Raw genomic sequence first — 14,319 nt, 5'->3', positions numbered from 1 at the left:
ACCCGGCCTCCACCCCTTGAGAGGTAGAACGAAGGAATGTAAGGGCATCGACCCAGGGAGATATGGGAGGGTAAACCGCAAGGGTACATGTGGAGATCCATATGCGACCATATGGCTTTTAAAAACGAGGTGACCAACATCTCTGTTCCCGCCAACGGGTCGATCCCAAATATTCACTTTTCGTCAAATATTATCCTCAAGCGCTTCGTTCGTGAAAGATGAAAACATGCGTAATGGCGAGAAAAACGAAGAAAACATTAATTCTTTGAGGGAGGGATAGCATGCTCGTCGAACAAGCCATGACACGGGACGTGATCTGTGTCTCGCCGGACACCTCGATTGAAGAGGCGCTCGCGATTACCACCGCCAACCGGATTCGGCACTTGCCGGTGGTCTGCAATGAACAGTTGGTCGGCATCATCTCCGACAGGGACCTGCGCAATGCGATGCCTTCCTGCCTGGTTCAGGAGCAGACGGCAGCTCTCAAAGACACGCCAGTCAGCTCGATTATGAAAAGCGACGTGATCACCGCACACCCGCTTGATTTTGTGGAAGATGCCGCCAACTTTCTGTATCAAAAAAGGATCGGCTGCCTGCCGGTGGTCTCCTGCGGCAAACTGGTGGGCATCATCACCGAACGGGACATCCTGCACACGCTGGTGGAAATGATGGGGGTATCGTCTCCCACCTCGCGGGTCGAAGTGCAGGTTCCGGACCGCCCCGGTATGCTGGCGGAAATCGCTGACCTGCTGCGGGCGCGAAAAATCAACGTGGCGAGCGTGATGGTCTTTCCCGGTCCGACCGAGGGCCAAAAAACGATCGTCTTCCGGCTGAAAACGATGGATCCCCGCCGCTTCGTTTACGACGTGCAAAACGCGGGGTACCAAGTGGTTCAGCCGCCCGTCATCGGGTAGGAGCGCGTATGAAGAATCAGGTCGCGTTTGTTTACAGCCAATCGTTTCTCCGGTACAAATTCGGGGAAGACCATCCGTTCAATCCAAAGCGGCTGCAAATCACATGGGATTTGATGCAAAAGCTGGGCCTGCTCGACGCATCCTATCTGGTGGAACCCAGGCCTGCGTCTTTGGACGAGCTGCTGCGGGTGCATCACCCGGACTTTGTACATGCGGTGCAGAAAGCGTCCCAACTGCCGCCTGATACCGATCCGCCGGTCATCGGGTTCGGGCTGGGAACCGAGGATACGCCGATTTTTCCCAATATGCACGAGGCCAGCAGCCTGATCGTCGGCGGCACAATCCTGGCCGCCGAACTGGTGATGTCCGGACAAGTCGAGCATGCGCTCAACCTGGCGGGCGGGCTGCATCACGCCCGCCACAAGGAAGCTTCCGGATTCTGCGTCTACAATGATATCGGAGCTGCGATTGCCTACATCAGGGAACGGTACAACGCCCGCGTTCTGTATCTCGACACGGACGCCCATCACGGGGACGGCGTGCAGTGGCTGTTTTATGACGATCCGGACGTGCTGACCATTTCGTTTCATGAAACGGGAAAATATCTCTATCCCGGCACGGGGGATGTGGAAGAGCGCGGGGACGGGCGGGGATACGGGTACTCGCTGAACATTCCGCTGGAGCCGTTCACCGAGGACGATTCCTGGATCGCCGCGCTCGAATCGGTGCTTCCGCACGTGTTTCATAAATTCAAACCGGATGTGGTAATCTCGCAAAACGGATGTGACGCCCACCAGTACGATCCGCTCACACACTTGTCGGCCACCACCCGGCTGTACCGGGAAATCCCGAAAATGGTCCACCAACTGGCGCACGAAGTGTGCGAAGGCAGATGGATCGCGGTCGGCGGCGGCGGGTACGACATCTGGCGGGTTGTGCCGCGGGCTTGGACGATGCTGTGGGCGGAACTGTCCGGCCAACCGCTGCCCGATGAACTGCCGCAAAGCTGGTTGGATCGCTGGCAGCCAGAGGCGCCCGTCGCGCTGCCAACCACGTTTGTCGATCCGCCAGACCTGTTCCCGCCGATTCCCCGCCGGGCGGAAATCGAAGAAAAAAACCGCATCACCGTCAGGCGGGCGCTGCTGGGCACGCCGTTTCTGCTGTAAACCACACCCCAGTTGGCCACGATCCGCCGGGAAGGTGTTCTGCTGTAGCGCCCAGATAAAATTCAGATAAAATACAGTTTCGCGGGAGGTTTCTGTTCGATGCTGGAAGCGGTCGTGTTTGACGCATACGGAACATTGTTTGACGTCCACTCGGTGATCGCCGCCTGTGAACAAATGTACCCCGGCCGGGGAGCGTTGATCAGCCAAACATGGCGGCAAAAACAGCTGGAATACACGTGGCTGCGAGCCCTCATGCGGCGCTACGAGGATTTTGAAACGGTCAACCGCGACTCCCTGCGGTTTACATTAAGCAAATTCGAATTGCCCTATACCCGGGAGACGATCGACCGGCTGGCGAATGCCTATCTCGGGCTGGCTCCCTACCCGGATGTGCTGCAAGCGTTGCAAGCATTTCAACCGAATCCGCTTCTGATTCTGTCCAACGGAACGGTACCGATGCTGCGGACGGTTGTTGAAAATGCCGGTTTGCGAGCGTACTTCACCGATATTTTAAGCGTCGACATGCTGAAAACGTACAAACCCGATCCGCGGGTGTATCAACTCGCGGTCGACCGGCTCGGAATCCCGAAAGCGAATGTCCTGTTCGTTTCTTCAAACGGTTGGGATGTGGCAGGAGCCAAATCGTTCGGCTTCACGGTCGGGTGGATCAACCGGACAGGTAGCGTCACGGAGGAACTTGGAGTGAAACCGGATTATACGGTGCAGTCCTTGCTTGAGTTGGCAGAGTTGATTTCTCGTTAAAAAATGGCTCGGAACTCCCCGAGCCATTTTCTTTCTCACCGGAATCCGCTGTCTGCGGCCCGTTATTTTTTCAGCTTGTTTTTCAACTCGTCGTATTGTTTTTGGATGTCTTTCACTTCGTATTTTTTCTCGATCGAATCGGCCAGCTCCAGGAACGCCTTTTTCTTCTCCTCGTCCATGTTGGCGACCGTTTCCCGCAGCTCTTGCGCCAGTTCCATATAGCCGAGCCCTTCGATGCCGCGGGCGCTTTGCTTGTCAATTATGTAGCTGTCCACAATCGCCATCGCTTCCAACGTTTTGTCCTTTGCCGGGAAGCCAAACACTTCGGGCTGCACGAGCAACATGGTCAAAACAGGTACCAGAAGCAGTGCTGCATACGGAAGAAAATTTGCTTTCAAACTGCTTTTCATGTTGATCACCCCCCAAAATTGTACATCATCCGGCCGTTAAAGAAAATAGTCAAATTCCTGGAACCTCCCAGTGCGTGGCCTCCCTCTATGCGTTCCGGCAGATCGATCAAGCCGATCTCCTCGTAATAGCGGATCGTCCGTTTCGTCAACCCCGTTTGCCTGGAGACTTCATCGTTAAATTTCTCCCCCGAATGCTGCCGCACATCGGGCGAATGCCGATTCGTACATAATTTCTCCGATTCAGGAAAAACTTTGTTCGAAACCACAAGGACGCTAACTGAACGGAAGGGAGAATCGCAATGTCTACTGCTACCCTGCGGCCGTACACGACTGCGAAAACTTTTATGTACACCTCGATTTTCTGGCTGCTGCTCGGGATGATCATCGCCCTGCTGGTGGCGCTGAAATCGGTCAATCCCAATTTTTTGGCGATCAATCATTGGTGGCAGGAATACTTCACGTACGGTCGGCTGCGGCCGATTCATACGAACACAGTGCTGTTCGGCTGGTTGACGCCCGCTTTTTTTGCAATGTGGTTTTACATCATTCCCGTGCTGACGAAAGCTCCGCTGTACAGCGAACGGCTCGGAGTGTTCACCGCATGGGCCTGGAACATCGTCTACGCGATCGGAGCGGTGATGTTGTTTTTGGGCAGGCAAGTGCCGGTCGAATATTCGGAGATGCCGCTGGTGATTGATATTCCGATCATCCTGGTCATCGGGCTGATGGTATATAACCTGATGAGGACGATCATCAACCGGAAGGAACGGATTTTGTATGTAACGCTCTGGTATTTTCTTGGAACGATGGTGTGGCTGCCGATGATTTACATCGTCGGGAACATTCCCGGCGCTTATCTGTCCGGAATCGCTCAAGCGTCGATCGCTTACACATGGGTGCATAACATCATCGGAATGTGGTTCACTCCGGTCGGTGTCGGCACGATTTACTACCTGCTGCCCAAGCTGACAGGCAATCCGATTTGGAGCCACAAACTGTCACTGATCGGATTCTGGACGATCGGCGCCTTCTACATCTGGAACGGACCGCACCACCTGGTCAATGGGCCGATCCCGCTGTGGCTGATGAAAGCGGGGATCATTCCCAGCGTGCTGCTGATCATTCCGGTTTGGACGGTGCTGGCCAATGTGATCGGCACGATGAAAGGCGCCTGGTACAAAATCTCGGAAAACATCGAGCTGAAATTCCTCATCTCCGGCGCCCTGTTCTATTTTCTCGCCTGCATCCAGGGACCGTTCCAGTCTCTGATGGCACCGAACGCGATCCTGCACTTCACCTATTGGACGGTCGGCCATGCCCATATGCCGCTGTTCGCCGGGTTTTCACTGGTCGCGTTCGCCGGTTATTACTATACGTTGCCGCGGATCATCGGCCGCAAAATCTACAGCCTGGCGCTAATGAACTGGCATTACTGGCTGTCGGTGGTGGGATTTTTGATCTTCGGGTTTTCCATGTGGCTGGCCGGGATTTTGCAAGGGTTCGGCTGGATGGACGGGAATCAGGTGGGAGCCGCTTTTGTCCGGATCGTGGAATCGTTACACATGTACCTGATCGCACGGGCGGTCGGCGGCAGCTTGATGTTCCTCGGGCAAATCGTCTTCGCCTGGAATATCTACAAAACGGTGACTGCCGGCCAGCAAGTTCCGACCGAAGATCCTCTGCCCGCCCTGCGGTAAAGATCCGCACCATTCCAACAACAACGAGGTGATCGGCGATGGCGAACCAATCCGAGAAACACGTGGGAGTCCTGCTCGGCGGAGCATTCGCTCTTTTTCTGATCGGGGTTCTGGGAACGTGCGTGCTGCCGTTTTTCGATAAATCGGTCAACACTCCGACCGCAACGGCCAAGCTGAAAAATTATCCCGCTAACTCGGCGGAAGCGCGCGGGCGCGTGGTGTACATCCGGGAAGGGTGCTTTTGGTGCCACAGCCAGTCGGTCCGCCCCGTCAAAGCCGATTCCAAATTGGGGCCCGTCTCGCAGCCTGGCGACTACTATTACGACAAAATCCCGTTGATCATGACCCAGCGCACCGGCCCCGATTTGACCTGGGTCGGCAGCCGCTACAGCCCGGAATGGCAATACCAGCACCTGAACAACCCGCAGAAGTTCTACAAAGGCTCAATCATGCCCAGGTACAACTATCTGTCGGAACAGGACAAACGGGATCTCGTCGCCTATTTGATGAGCTTAAAACCGGCTCCGTCGCAAAAATCAGGGGCCGCAGCGGGCAGATTGGGAGGATCTCCATGACATTGCAGGCTTGGACATTGCTGATCGTGTTGTTGACGCTGACCGGAAGCACCTTTTTGGTCTATGTTTGGGCAAACAAGGCGGGGCAATTTGACGACATCGAAGAAATCAAATATCGGATGCTGCAAGATGACGAACGGGAGGGGTACTGATGGCGGACGACAGCCGCAACCCGCAGGATCGCGATCCGGTCGAAAAACAGGACGATTATTCGACCATATCCGGCATTAAAATGAAGCATACGAAAATCCCCAAGTTCCTGAAAGCGACCTATGCGATCGCGGCCGCCTGGGCGGTTTATTACGCTTTGACAGCCACCACCGTGAATGACCGGTCGGAAGCGAACACCCCGATGGAGGTGACGCCGGAAGCGGGAAAAGAGATTTTTAGCACGACTTGTGCCGGTTGTCACGCGGTGACACATGATCGGCTGGTCGGGCCCGGTCTGGCCGGAGTGAAAGACCGGCTGGGCGATCAGGGGTTGGATCAGGTGCTGCATAACGGCCGGCCGCAAAAAGGAATGCCCGCTCCTCCCTCGCTCGGTTTGAACGAGGATCAGATCAAAGCGGTGAAACTGTATCTGGAGACGTTAAAGTGAGGTGATTGGTGGTGAAACACGTGATCGGGTCGTTTGCCAAACGGGAAGCGGCGGAAGCGGTGATTCGCACGCTGGAAACCCGGGTTCCGCGCGAGCGGATCTCCTTGCTTACAAGAGCGGATCAGATCCCGCAAGCGGACGATCCGCCGAAGACCGATCCGCCGCTTGAGGGTGGGTTGCTCGGCGCCGTAGTCGGCGGCGCGATCGGACTCGCTTTTGCAGCCGGCTCCGCCATGCTGCCGGGCGGAACACCGCTGATGGCAGGGTGGGGACCGCTGTTCGGGATTTTATATGGAGGCATGTCCGGCGGCGTTTTGGGCGGTTTGATTGACCTTGGCATCAGTCCCCCCTCCGCCAAAACGCTGGCGGATGAAGTGGAGGCCGGAAAAATTCTGGTGTCGGCCGAAGTGCCGGAACATGAAACGGAAAATGTAAAAAAACTGTTGCACGATTTTGGAGCCGATCAGATCGTCATGCAGGATTAACACTATAGCAAGAATCATCTCCGCGGAAGCCGGCGGTCTATTTTGGCAATCCGGCGGCCACAACCGATCTGTGGATTCGCAAACTCCGCGTGGTTGCCCGCATCGGAAACCGCTGTTTGCCGCAAAATAGGCGGGTGCAAACAGCCCGCCTATGTTCAGCGGCCAATCCGCTTGGCGAATGACTGCCGCCAACCCTCGGCCAATTCCTCCACTTCCAGGATCCGTCGGATCGCTTCCTCATTTTCTTTCTCGTGATATTTGATATGATTCACAAACGACACGGTGATTCCCTTCGGGTGCCGTTGCAACAACCGGATGGGCGAATGTTTGTCGACAAATCCTTCCTGCAAGACGCGGACATAGTAGCCGGTAAAACCAGTGTTTTGCACACGCAGCGGCAGATCCGGCCAATTATGCTTCACCCCCAGCTTATAGCAGGGTTGTCTCGGCTGGCTGACCTGGACGACCGCCTCACCGAGCTGAAATACATCACCGATGCAAACGTCCGTCTCTTGCATGCCGTGCACGGTCAAATTTTCCCCGAATGCGCCAAAGTCCAGCCGGCGGTTCAGCTCTTTCTCCCAATAAGTGTAATGTTCGTACGGATAGACGCAGACCGCCTTGTCTTTCCCGCCATGGTGTACCAGATCGGCCTGCCCGTCCCCGTCAAGATTGAGGGTTGACAGGTACAAGCGTTTCTCGGTGGAATGCTTGCGGATCCCCGTTCGGATTTCCCTGCCCTGATACATGACCGTTGCGGGCACGCCGACATTTAACGAAACGATTTGCGGTTCCATACGATTCCTCCCGACTCCAGCTTACTCGTCGCGGCGGTCGATCCGCGACAAGCCGTAATAATAGCCGCCAAAAAAGATAATATGCCGTCCGATCCAGCCAGGGATCCACGCGGTCATCAGATACATCCCGGCGGCAATGACGAAGATCAGCGCCAGCAAGCGATAGATGCCGACGCTTCTCAGATACTCCGCCTTGTCCTGCCGGGCCAACAGCCGCTTTCGCACCACCCCTCCGATGGCCGTCCCAAGCGCCAGCAGCACAAAGAAATACGCCACTTCCAGCGCGTAGTAGTAGATCAGATAACGCCCCGGCTGGTTGGGACTCCCGGTCAGCAGTTGCTCAGCAATCAAAATCGCAACCGCCGCAGCGGCCAGAAGCCAGTGCTGCCACCTCACAGTCTGCACCTCCTCATCTCGTCTGCCAGGTGTCCCCGGCTTGACAGTTTTTCATCCTCCGCTGTCTTCCCCTCTGTATCGGCACGATCCTAATTTTTGCAGGAAAATAAATAGAGAGCCGGGAACAACCGGCTCTTCTGTAGCTCATGCTGCAGCCACACGCCCGTGCAGACCGTTTACTTGACCGCAAGCGGTTCCTGTTTCGGCAGATACCCGCTGACCCGCAGTCCGTCCATCAACTGGGCAAATTGCTGCAGGTTCAGTTGCTGTTTCGCATCCGACAGCGCTACGCTCGGTTCCGGATGCACCTCGACGATCAGCCCATCCGCCCCGACTGCCAGCGCCGCTTTCGCGATCGGCAGCATGATGTCTTTCCGGCCTGTCGAATGAGAAATATCGACCACCACCGGCAGGTGGCTCTCCTGCTTCAAAATCGGCACCGCCGAGATATCGAGCGTGTTGCGGGTGGCTTTCTCGTACGTGCGGATGCCCCGCTCGCAGAGAATCACCTGGCCGTTGCCGCGGGAAACGATATATTCGGCCGCGAACAGCAGTTCTTCGATCGTCGCTGCCATGCCCCGCTTCAGCAGCACCGGTTTGCGCACATTGCCGGCTTCTTTCAGCAGTTCGAAGTTCTGCATGTTGCGCGCTCCGATCTGGATGACATCGACGTAGTCAAGCGACATTTCGATGTCGGCCGGCGACACGATTTCGGACACCACCGCCATCCCGTATTTGTCGGCCGTTTGCCGGATCAGCTCCAGCCCTTTTTTGCCCAGACCCTGGAAATCGTAGGGAGAGGTGCGCGGTTTGTACGCTCCGCCGCGGAGCAGCACGATGCCTTGCAGCTTGAGTCCGGCCGCCACCGTGTCCATCTGTTCCGGGGTCTCGACCGAACAGGGTCCGGCGATGACCACCGGCCGTCCGCCGCCGATGCGAACGTCCTTGATCTCCACCACCGTATCGTCCGTACGCTTTTTGCGGGACACCAGCAGCTCTTTCTTCTCTTCTTCCATCAGGCCGAGCGACGCCTGGAAAATCTGCTTGAACAGATGGCGGACGGTGTTGTCGTCAAACGGCCCGGGGTTGGCCGCCACCAGTTTGTCAAGCATTTCCTTTTCGCGGATCGGATCGAACCGCTCTGTTCCCGTCATTTTTTTCAATTGGCCGATTTCCTGCACCAGTTCCGCCCGGCGCGACAGCAGTTCAAGAATCTCAAGGTTGAGTTCATCCAGTTGCCCGCGCAGTTCCTGTAATCTCTCTTTGGCCATCGGTTCCTCCTCCTCCTTACAATCACCCAGCAAAATGACGACAACTGATGGGGCCCCAAAAAATCACCGGTTTCTTCTATATCTATCAGCCTATCGGCATGTTATCTGGCGGTCGTCCGCAATCGATGCAATGTGGTTTCCAGCGCCTGCAAGAATCGCTCGTTCTCCTCCGGCAAGCCGATCGAAACTCGAATCCAGGTCGGCAGTCCGAAGAATGCGCCGTCGCGGATAATGACCCCTTTTCGCAAAAGGGATTGGAAGACTTCCTTCGAGTCGACGCCCGTATCGACCAGCACAAAATTGGTCTCGGTCGGAATGTAGCGCAGCCCCAGCCTGTCAAATCCCGCATACAGCGCCCGCTTTCCTTCCGAATTGACGCGGCGGCTGAGCTGGATATGTTCCTCGTCGTGCAAGGCCGCGATCGCCGCCACCTGTGCCAAATGATTGACGTTAAACGGTTCCCGCACACGGTTGACGAAGCTGACGATCTCCGGTTTCGCGATCGTGTAGCCGATTCGCAGTGCCGCCAGGGCAAACAGTTTCGAAAATGTCCGCATGACGGCCACGTTATGGCCTTTTTTCAACAGATCGAGCCCTTGCGCATAATCCGGCGCTTCCACATACTCGTTGTACGCTTCGTCAATCACGACCAGTACGTCGGCGGGAATCCGCTGCAAAAACGATTCCAGATCGGCTTGCCGGATATAGGTGCCGGTCGGATTGTTGGGGGAGCAGAGAAAGACGATCCGCGTCCGCTCCGTAATCGCGTCGGCAAAATCGTTCAGGTCGTACTCGAACCCCTCGCGCAGCGGCACCTCGACCGTTTTTCCGGCCATCACCGTCGAGGCGAACGTATACTCCGAGAACGACGGAGTCGGCACCACGATTTCGTCGCCCGGTTCCACAAATGTTGCGCAGAAAAAGGAGATCACCTCGTCCGACCCGTTGCCGATGAGCAGCATGTCTTCCGACACGCCGTGGTACGTCGCCAGTTCCTTCTTCAGTTCCAGTTGTCCGCCGTCCGGATAGCGATGGAGGTCGGCGAGTGCGGCCTGAATCGCCGCCTGTGCCCGTGGCGAAGGCCCCACCGGGTTTTCGTTCGAGGCGAGCTTGATCACATCCGCAAGCCCCAGTTCCCGCTGCACATCAGCGATCGGTTTGCCCGGGATGTACGGCTTGATCTGCTGCAAGGAAGGCCGCACATGTTTTGTTATCGTATCTGTCACGTGAACCACACTCCCGATCTCCGAAAGTTTTTGGTATATTGAACGTATCGTACCATAAGACCCTATTTTCCGACAATCACCTTTTCGCAAAACAGGCTGTTGTCAGGCTTTTCCATCGGGAGGTTTGCATGTTGCAACTTGAAGATTTTCAGACTGCAAGACAAAGACTTGCCGGCGTTATCCATCAGACGCCGCTCGATTACTCGCAAACGTTCAGCCAGCTGTCGGACAACCACATCTATCTGAAGCTGGAGAATTTGCAAAAAACGGGCGCCTTCAAAATCCGCGGCGCATTTAACAAAATGGCGACTCTTACGCCGGAAGAGCGAAAGCGCGGGGTGATCGCCGCATCGGCCGGCAACCATGCGCAAGGGGTGGCGTACGCGGCGAAAATGATGGGGATTCCCTGTACGATCGTGATGCCGGAAGGAGCACCGCTCAGCAAACTGGAAGCGACCGCCGGATACGGCGCCAAAATCGTGCTGCACGGGCCGAATTACGATGCAGCTTACGAATATGCCCTTGAACTGCAGAAAGCGAACAACATGACGTTCGTCCACGCGTTTGACGATCCGGCAGTGATCGCCGGCCAGGGCACGATCGCCCTCGAAATTCTCGAACAGGAACCGGATATCGACCTGATCGTCACCCCGATCGGCGGCGGCGGGCTGGCGGCAGGAGTAGCGATGGCTGCGAAACTGAGCAAACCGGACATTCAGGTGATCGGCGTCGAGGCGTCGGGTGCCGCCAGCATGTTTTCGTCGCTGCAGGCGGGCGAAGTGCGGGAACTGGACATCGCGGAAACGATCGCAGACGGCATCCTCGTGAAACGGCCCGGCAATCTCACGTTCGGTCTCGTGCGCGATTATGTAGACCGTGTGGTGACGGTCGATGACGACAAGATCACAAAAGCGATGCTCCTGTTGATGGAACGCAGCAAACTGGTGGTGGAAGGCTCGGGCGCAGTGGGACTGGCTGCCGTCCTGGACAAGCAGCTCCCGCTGCAAGGCAAGAAAATCGCCATCATCCTGTCGGGAGGAAATGTAGACGTCAACCTGTTGTCGAAAATTATCGAACGCGGGTTGGTCGAGGCAGGCCGCTACTTGCGGCTGGTCACCACCGTTCCGGACCGGCCCGGCGTCCTGCTGGCGATGGCGAAAATTTTTGCGGAAGAAAAATCAAACGTGATCTCGATCCACCATCACCGCATGGGGGAGCGGATCGTGCTGGGACAAGCGGAAGTCGAAGTCAATCTGGAAACGAGGGATCGCCAGCATATCGAGCGAATTCTGAAACGGCTGGGTGACGCGGGCTTCAGCTATACGGTCAGATAAGGAGAGGGGAAAGATGGCGGGCAGTGACCTGATTTTTGCGCTGGATATCGGCACCCGTTCCGTCGTCGGACTGGTCGGCCGGTACGGCGAAGACGGGCTGGCGATTGTTGCAACCGAACAGATGGAGCATGCGAACCGAGCGATGCTGGACGGCCAGATCCACGATGTAGCGCAGGTGGCATCGGTCATCCGACAAGTCAAGCAAAAATTGGAGATTCAGGTCGGGACGCTGCAGAAAGTCGCCGTGGCGGCCGCCGGCCGCGCCCTCAAAACGGTCCGCGCCAAAACCGTGCGGGAAACCAACGGCCAGCGCTTGACGAAAGACGATGTGCTGGCGATGGAACTGTCGGCCGTGCAGCAGGCGGAGCGCGATCTGCAGCTGTCCACGCCGGATGCTGCCCGCTACCATTGCGTCGGTTACACGGTCGTCCATTACATGCTGGACGACTCGCCGATCGGTTCACTCGTCGATCAGTCGGGACTGACGGCAAGCGTTGACATCATCGCCACGTTCCTGCCCCGTGTGGTGATCGATTCGCTGCAGTTCGCGCTGGAACGGGCGGGTCTTGAGATGGCGGCGCTGACACTCGAACCGATCGCCGCGATCAACGCCCTGATCCCGCCCAGCATGCGCAAATTAAATCTCGTGCTGGCGGATATCGGCGCGGGAACATCGGACATCGCGATCACATCGGAAGGGACTGTTACCGCATACGGGATGGTGCCTTTCGCCGGGGATGAAATTACGGAAGCTCTGTCGCACCAGTACCTGCTTGATTTTCCCGTCGCAGAGACGGTCAAGCGGCAACTGTTGCAAACAGAGACCGTATCCTTCACCGATGTCCTCGGCATGGCGTATGAGTATCCGTCGCGCGAAGTGATCAGGTCGATCGAGCCGGCTGTCAACGAACTGGCACAGCGGATCGCTGCCGAGATTCGCCGGTTAAACGGCAAGCCGCCGCAGGCGGTAATGCTGATCGGCGGCGGTTCGCAGACGCCGCTGCTGCCGCAGCGTCTGGCGGAACTGCTCGGTCTGCCGAAAGAACGGGTGGCAATCCGCAGCACGGACGGCATCAGGCAGTTGATCGAGCAGCATGAAAAATTGGCCGGCCCCGCAGCCGTCACCCCGGTCGGAATTGCGCTGGCCGCCGTCAACACGCCGATTTCGTCCATCTCTGTACGGGTAAACGGACAAACGGTGAGGCTGTTCGAATTCAGGCAGGTGACGGTCGGTGACGCTTTGCTCGCCGCCGATATCGACATTCGGAAACTGCACGGCCGCCCCGGCATGGCCCTGACCGTGGAAGTGCACGGACTGGTGAAAGTGCTGAGAGGAACACTTGGAACTCCCGCCACCCTCCTGCTGAACGGGCAGCCCGCTCATCTGGACGACATCCTGCAGCACGGAGATGAAATCGAAATCATCGAGGGACAACCGGGTGAGGATGCCAAGGGAACTGTCGCGGACGTCCTTCCCGATTGCCAGCCGTTTGAAATTGAACTAAACGGACAGAAGCGCCTGATTCATCCTGTCATCCGAATGAACGGCGCAATCGTACCGCCGTCCGAGCCGCTGGTCGATCGGGCCCAGATCGCCGTGCATATGCCGGAAGCGCTGATCGATGTGTTGCCGCTGTTCGGATTCGCACCGGAACAGTTTCGCGATCAGACGATCTCAGCCACTGTCAACGGCGAGCTCCGAAGTTTGTGCTGCGAAGGGGCAAAAGTGTTCATCAACGGCTCCCCGGCGCCGCTGCATGCAACCGTTCGGCCGGGCGACAGGATCGAAGTGGTAGAACCTTCGCTGTCGTCTGTAAAAATCCGCCAACTGCTGCAAGCGGACGAGTGGCAGCCTCCCAGCATCCGGGTGACAGTCAACGGCCAGCCGCTGCAGCTGTTCGGTCCCGAGCCGCGTATCGAACTGAACGGAAAACCGGCCGATCTCGACGATCCGGTACCGAATTTTGCTGCCGTTTCTGTCGTCCGTCCAGCTTGGGAACCGGAGTTCTCCCATATTTTTCAATATGTCCATATCGACCGCGAGCGCCCCGCGAACGCGATCGGGCTGCGGCTGGAACTGAACGGCGAAAAAGCGGACTTCTCGGTGCCGCTGCACAACGGGGACGCGATTGTAATCGAGTGGCAGGTCAAAGATGCAACGGAAGCCGGGTGAAATGAAGGCCGATCGGAATTAATTTTCATTGAAAGCGATCTTTTGGTAAGTGAATCTGCGAATCATATAATTAAACAAAATCAATATTATCATTTTCCGATGAAGAAAACAAAAAGCTCTTACATTGTATCTCCACGATGTAAGAGCTTCTGTTTGTCATTTCTCGCATCGACTCAGCCAATTTAATCAGAGCATTACGCCCATTCAATAGCAAAGCTGTAAAAACCAAGGTGTATACGGTAACTTAAAAATACGCCACACCGCTCATTGAAAATTCCCCCACCTTGACCGATAATCCTCACAAAGCAGATAGTTCGCAACGTGAGGAGCCGGGAGAGATGATCCAATTGATTCAAAAGCAAAACATCCTCATTATGCATTACCGGGAGGGGAAGTCTCAGAGAGAGATTGCGAGAATGACTGGCGTTGACCGGAAAACGGTCGGAAAATACATCAAACAATACGAGCAGCAACGAAAGGAGTTGGAACAAAGCGGAAATTTAGAGAATCCGAAC

General features: G+C 56.4%; 16 protein-coding genes and 1 pseudogene. 11 read left to right on the top strand and 6 right to left on the bottom strand.

Annotation, left to right across the window (positions count from 1 at the left end; all coding sequences use genetic code 11):
* Positions 1-281 precede the first annotated feature (281 nt).
* From C230_RS0102525 to C230_RS0102515, 3 genes are all read left to right on the top strand, one after another.
* Positions 282-914 carry an acetoin utilization AcuB family protein gene (locus C230_RS0102525; protein ID WP_018130480.1) on the top strand — a complete coding sequence of 211 codons (633 nt, stop codon included), beginning with the start codon at positions 282-284 and terminating at the stop codon, positions 912-914.
* Positions 915-922: 8 nt separating this feature from the next.
* Positions 923-2,080 carry an acetoin utilization protein AcuC gene (locus C230_RS0102520; RefSeq protein WP_018130479.1) on the top strand — a complete coding sequence of 386 codons (1,158 nt, stop codon included), beginning with the start codon at positions 923-925 and terminating at the stop codon, positions 2,078-2,080.
* Between the two features lie 99 nt (positions 2,081-2,179).
* Complete coding sequence (locus C230_RS0102515; protein WP_018130478.1) at positions 2,180-2,842, top strand: haloacid dehalogenase type II; 663 nt, start codon at positions 2,180-2,182, stop codon at positions 2,840-2,842.
* 62 nt (positions 2,843-2,904) lie between these two features.
* On the opposite strand, the gene C230_RS0102510 is transcribed toward C230_RS0102515, so the two are convergent.
* Both C230_RS0102510 and C230_RS23260 read right to left on the bottom strand, forming a co-directional pair.
* The gene (locus C230_RS0102510; RefSeq protein WP_018130477.1) at positions 2,905-3,252 is read right to left on the bottom strand and encodes a hypothetical protein; all 348 of its coding nucleotides are present in this window, start codon (positions 3,250-3,252) and stop codon (positions 2,905-2,907) included.
* Positions 3,253-3,332: 80 nt separating this feature from the next.
* Positions 3,333-3,455 (bottom strand): annotated as a pseudogene (locus C230_RS23260) (MerR family DNA-binding transcriptional regulator); the annotation flags it as partial.
* Between the two features lie 96 nt (positions 3,456-3,551).
* On the opposite strand from C230_RS23260, the gene C230_RS0102500 reads away from it, so the two are divergent.
* The 5 genes from C230_RS0102500 to C230_RS19175 are packed head-to-tail and all read left to right on the top strand — an operon-like array spanning position 3,552 to position 6,607.
* On the top strand, positions 3,552-4,949 hold the full coding sequence (locus C230_RS0102500; RefSeq protein ID WP_018130475.1) for a cbb3-type cytochrome c oxidase subunit I: 1,398 nt from the start codon (positions 3,552-3,554) through the stop codon (positions 4,947-4,949).
* A 38-nt stretch (positions 4,950-4,987) separates the two neighbouring features.
* Positions 4,988-5,524 carry a cbb3-type cytochrome c oxidase subunit II gene (locus C230_RS19185; RefSeq protein ID WP_018130474.1) on the top strand — a complete coding sequence of 179 codons (537 nt, stop codon included), beginning with the start codon at positions 4,988-4,990 and terminating at the stop codon, positions 5,522-5,524.
* Positions 5,521-5,676, top strand: a complete 156-nt coding sequence (gene ccoS, locus C230_RS21760) for a cbb3-type cytochrome oxidase assembly protein CcoS (protein WP_018130473.1) — start codon at positions 5,521-5,523, stop codon at positions 5,674-5,676. Before C230_RS19185 ends, ccoS begins: the two co-directional genes overlap by 4 nt.
* Complete coding sequence (locus C230_RS19180) at positions 5,676-6,122, top strand: c-type cytochrome (RefSeq protein ID WP_018130472.1); 447 nt, start codon at positions 5,676-5,678, stop codon at positions 6,120-6,122. The genes ccoS and C230_RS19180 overlap by 1 nt, the downstream gene beginning before the upstream one ends.
* Positions 6,123-6,133: 11 nt before the next feature.
* The gene (locus C230_RS19175) at positions 6,134-6,607 is read left to right on the top strand and encodes a hypothetical protein (RefSeq protein ID WP_018130471.1); all 474 of its coding nucleotides are present in this window, start codon (positions 6,134-6,136) and stop codon (positions 6,605-6,607) included.
* 155 nt (positions 6,608-6,762) lie between these two features.
* Here C230_RS19175 and C230_RS0102475 read toward each other — a convergent pair whose 3' ends face one another.
* From C230_RS0102475 to hisC, 4 genes are all read right to left on the bottom strand, one after another.
* Complete coding sequence (locus tag C230_RS0102475) at positions 6,763-7,404, bottom strand: MOSC domain-containing protein (RefSeq protein WP_018130470.1); 642 nt, start codon at positions 7,402-7,404, stop codon at positions 6,763-6,765.
* Positions 7,405-7,425: 21 nt separating this feature from the next.
* Positions 7,426-7,800, bottom strand: a complete 375-nt coding sequence (locus C230_RS0102470) for a hypothetical protein (RefSeq protein WP_018130469.1) — start codon at positions 7,798-7,800, stop codon at positions 7,426-7,428.
* A gap of 176 nt (positions 7,801-7,976) precedes the next feature.
* A complete protein-coding gene (locus C230_RS0102465; RefSeq protein WP_018130468.1) occupies positions 7,977-9,071 on the bottom strand; it encodes a bifunctional 3-deoxy-7-phosphoheptulonate synthase/chorismate mutase in 1,095 nt (364 codons plus the stop codon).
* 101 nt (positions 9,072-9,172) lie between these two features.
* Entirely contained in the window at positions 9,173-10,297 is a 1,125-nt protein-coding gene (gene hisC, locus C230_RS19170; RefSeq protein WP_156807321.1) for a histidinol-phosphate transaminase, read from the bottom strand.
* A 128-nt stretch (positions 10,298-10,425) separates the two neighbouring features.
* Here hisC and ilvA point away from each other — a divergent pair, with 128 nt between their 5' ends.
* The 3 genes from ilvA to C230_RS21755 form a co-directional block, all read left to right on the top strand.
* Positions 10,426-11,631, top strand: coding sequence for a threonine ammonia-lyase (ilvA, locus tag C230_RS0102455; protein ID WP_018130466.1), 1,206 nt, complete (start codon positions 10,426-10,428; stop codon positions 11,629-11,631).
* 13 nt (positions 11,632-11,644) lie between these two features.
* The gene (locus C230_RS0102450) at positions 11,645-13,804 is read left to right on the top strand and encodes a cell division FtsA domain-containing protein (protein WP_018130465.1); all 2,160 of its coding nucleotides are present in this window, start codon (positions 11,645-11,647) and stop codon (positions 13,802-13,804) included.
* Between the two features lie 338 nt (positions 13,805-14,142).
* Positions 14,143-14,319 (top strand): sigma factor-like helix-turn-helix DNA-binding protein (locus C230_RS21755; protein ID WP_156807320.1); only part of this gene is annotated, 177 nt, incomplete at its 3' end.

It is taken from the genome of Effusibacillus pohliae DSM 22757, from assembly GCF_000376225.1.
Classification (GTDB): Bacteria; Bacillota; Bacilli; order Tumebacillales; family Effusibacillaceae; genus Effusibacillus; species Effusibacillus pohliae.
Note: the sequence above shows the minus strand (reverse complement) of the source record. Positions and strands in the feature narration are given on the sequence as shown.

Bases quoted from the DNA above. Each gene is read 5' to 3' on its own strand.
- C230_RS0102525 (WP_018130480.1), top strand. From the start codon at position 282: ATGCTCGTCGAACAAGCCATGACACGGGACGTGATCTGTGTCTCGCCG.
- C230_RS0102520 (WP_018130479.1), top strand. From the start codon at position 923: ATGAAGAATCAGGTCGCGTTTGTTTACAGCCAATCGTTTCTCCGGTAC.
- C230_RS0102515 (WP_018130478.1), top strand. From the start codon at position 2,180: ATGCTGGAAGCGGTCGTGTTTGACGCATACGGAACATTGTTTGACGTC.
- C230_RS0102510 (WP_018130477.1), bottom strand. From the start codon at position 3,252: ATGAAAAGCAGTTTGAAAGCAAATTTTCTTCCGTATGCAGCACTGCTT.
- C230_RS0102500 (WP_018130475.1), top strand. From the start codon at position 3,552: ATGTCTACTGCTACCCTGCGGCCGTACACGACTGCGAAAACTTTTATG.
- C230_RS19185 (WP_018130474.1), top strand. From the start codon at position 4,988: ATGGCGAACCAATCCGAGAAACACGTGGGAGTCCTGCTCGGCGGAGCA.
- ccoS (WP_018130473.1), top strand. From the start codon at position 5,521: ATGACATTGCAGGCTTGGACATTGCTGATCGTGTTGTTGACGCTGACC.
- C230_RS19180 (WP_018130472.1), top strand. From the start codon at position 5,676: ATGGCGGACGACAGCCGCAACCCGCAGGATCGCGATCCGGTCGAAAAA.
- C230_RS0102475 (WP_018130470.1), bottom strand. From the start codon at position 7,404: ATGGAACCGCAAATCGTTTCGTTAAATGTCGGCGTGCCCGCAACGGTC.
- C230_RS0102465 (WP_018130468.1), bottom strand. From the start codon at position 9,071: ATGGCCAAAGAGAGATTACAGGAACTGCGCGGGCAACTGGATGAACTC.
- ilvA (WP_018130466.1), top strand. From the start codon at position 10,426: ATGTTGCAACTTGAAGATTTTCAGACTGCAAGACAAAGACTTGCCGGC.
- C230_RS0102450 (WP_018130465.1), top strand. From the start codon at position 11,645: ATGGCGGGCAGTGACCTGATTTTTGCGCTGGATATCGGCACCCGTTCC.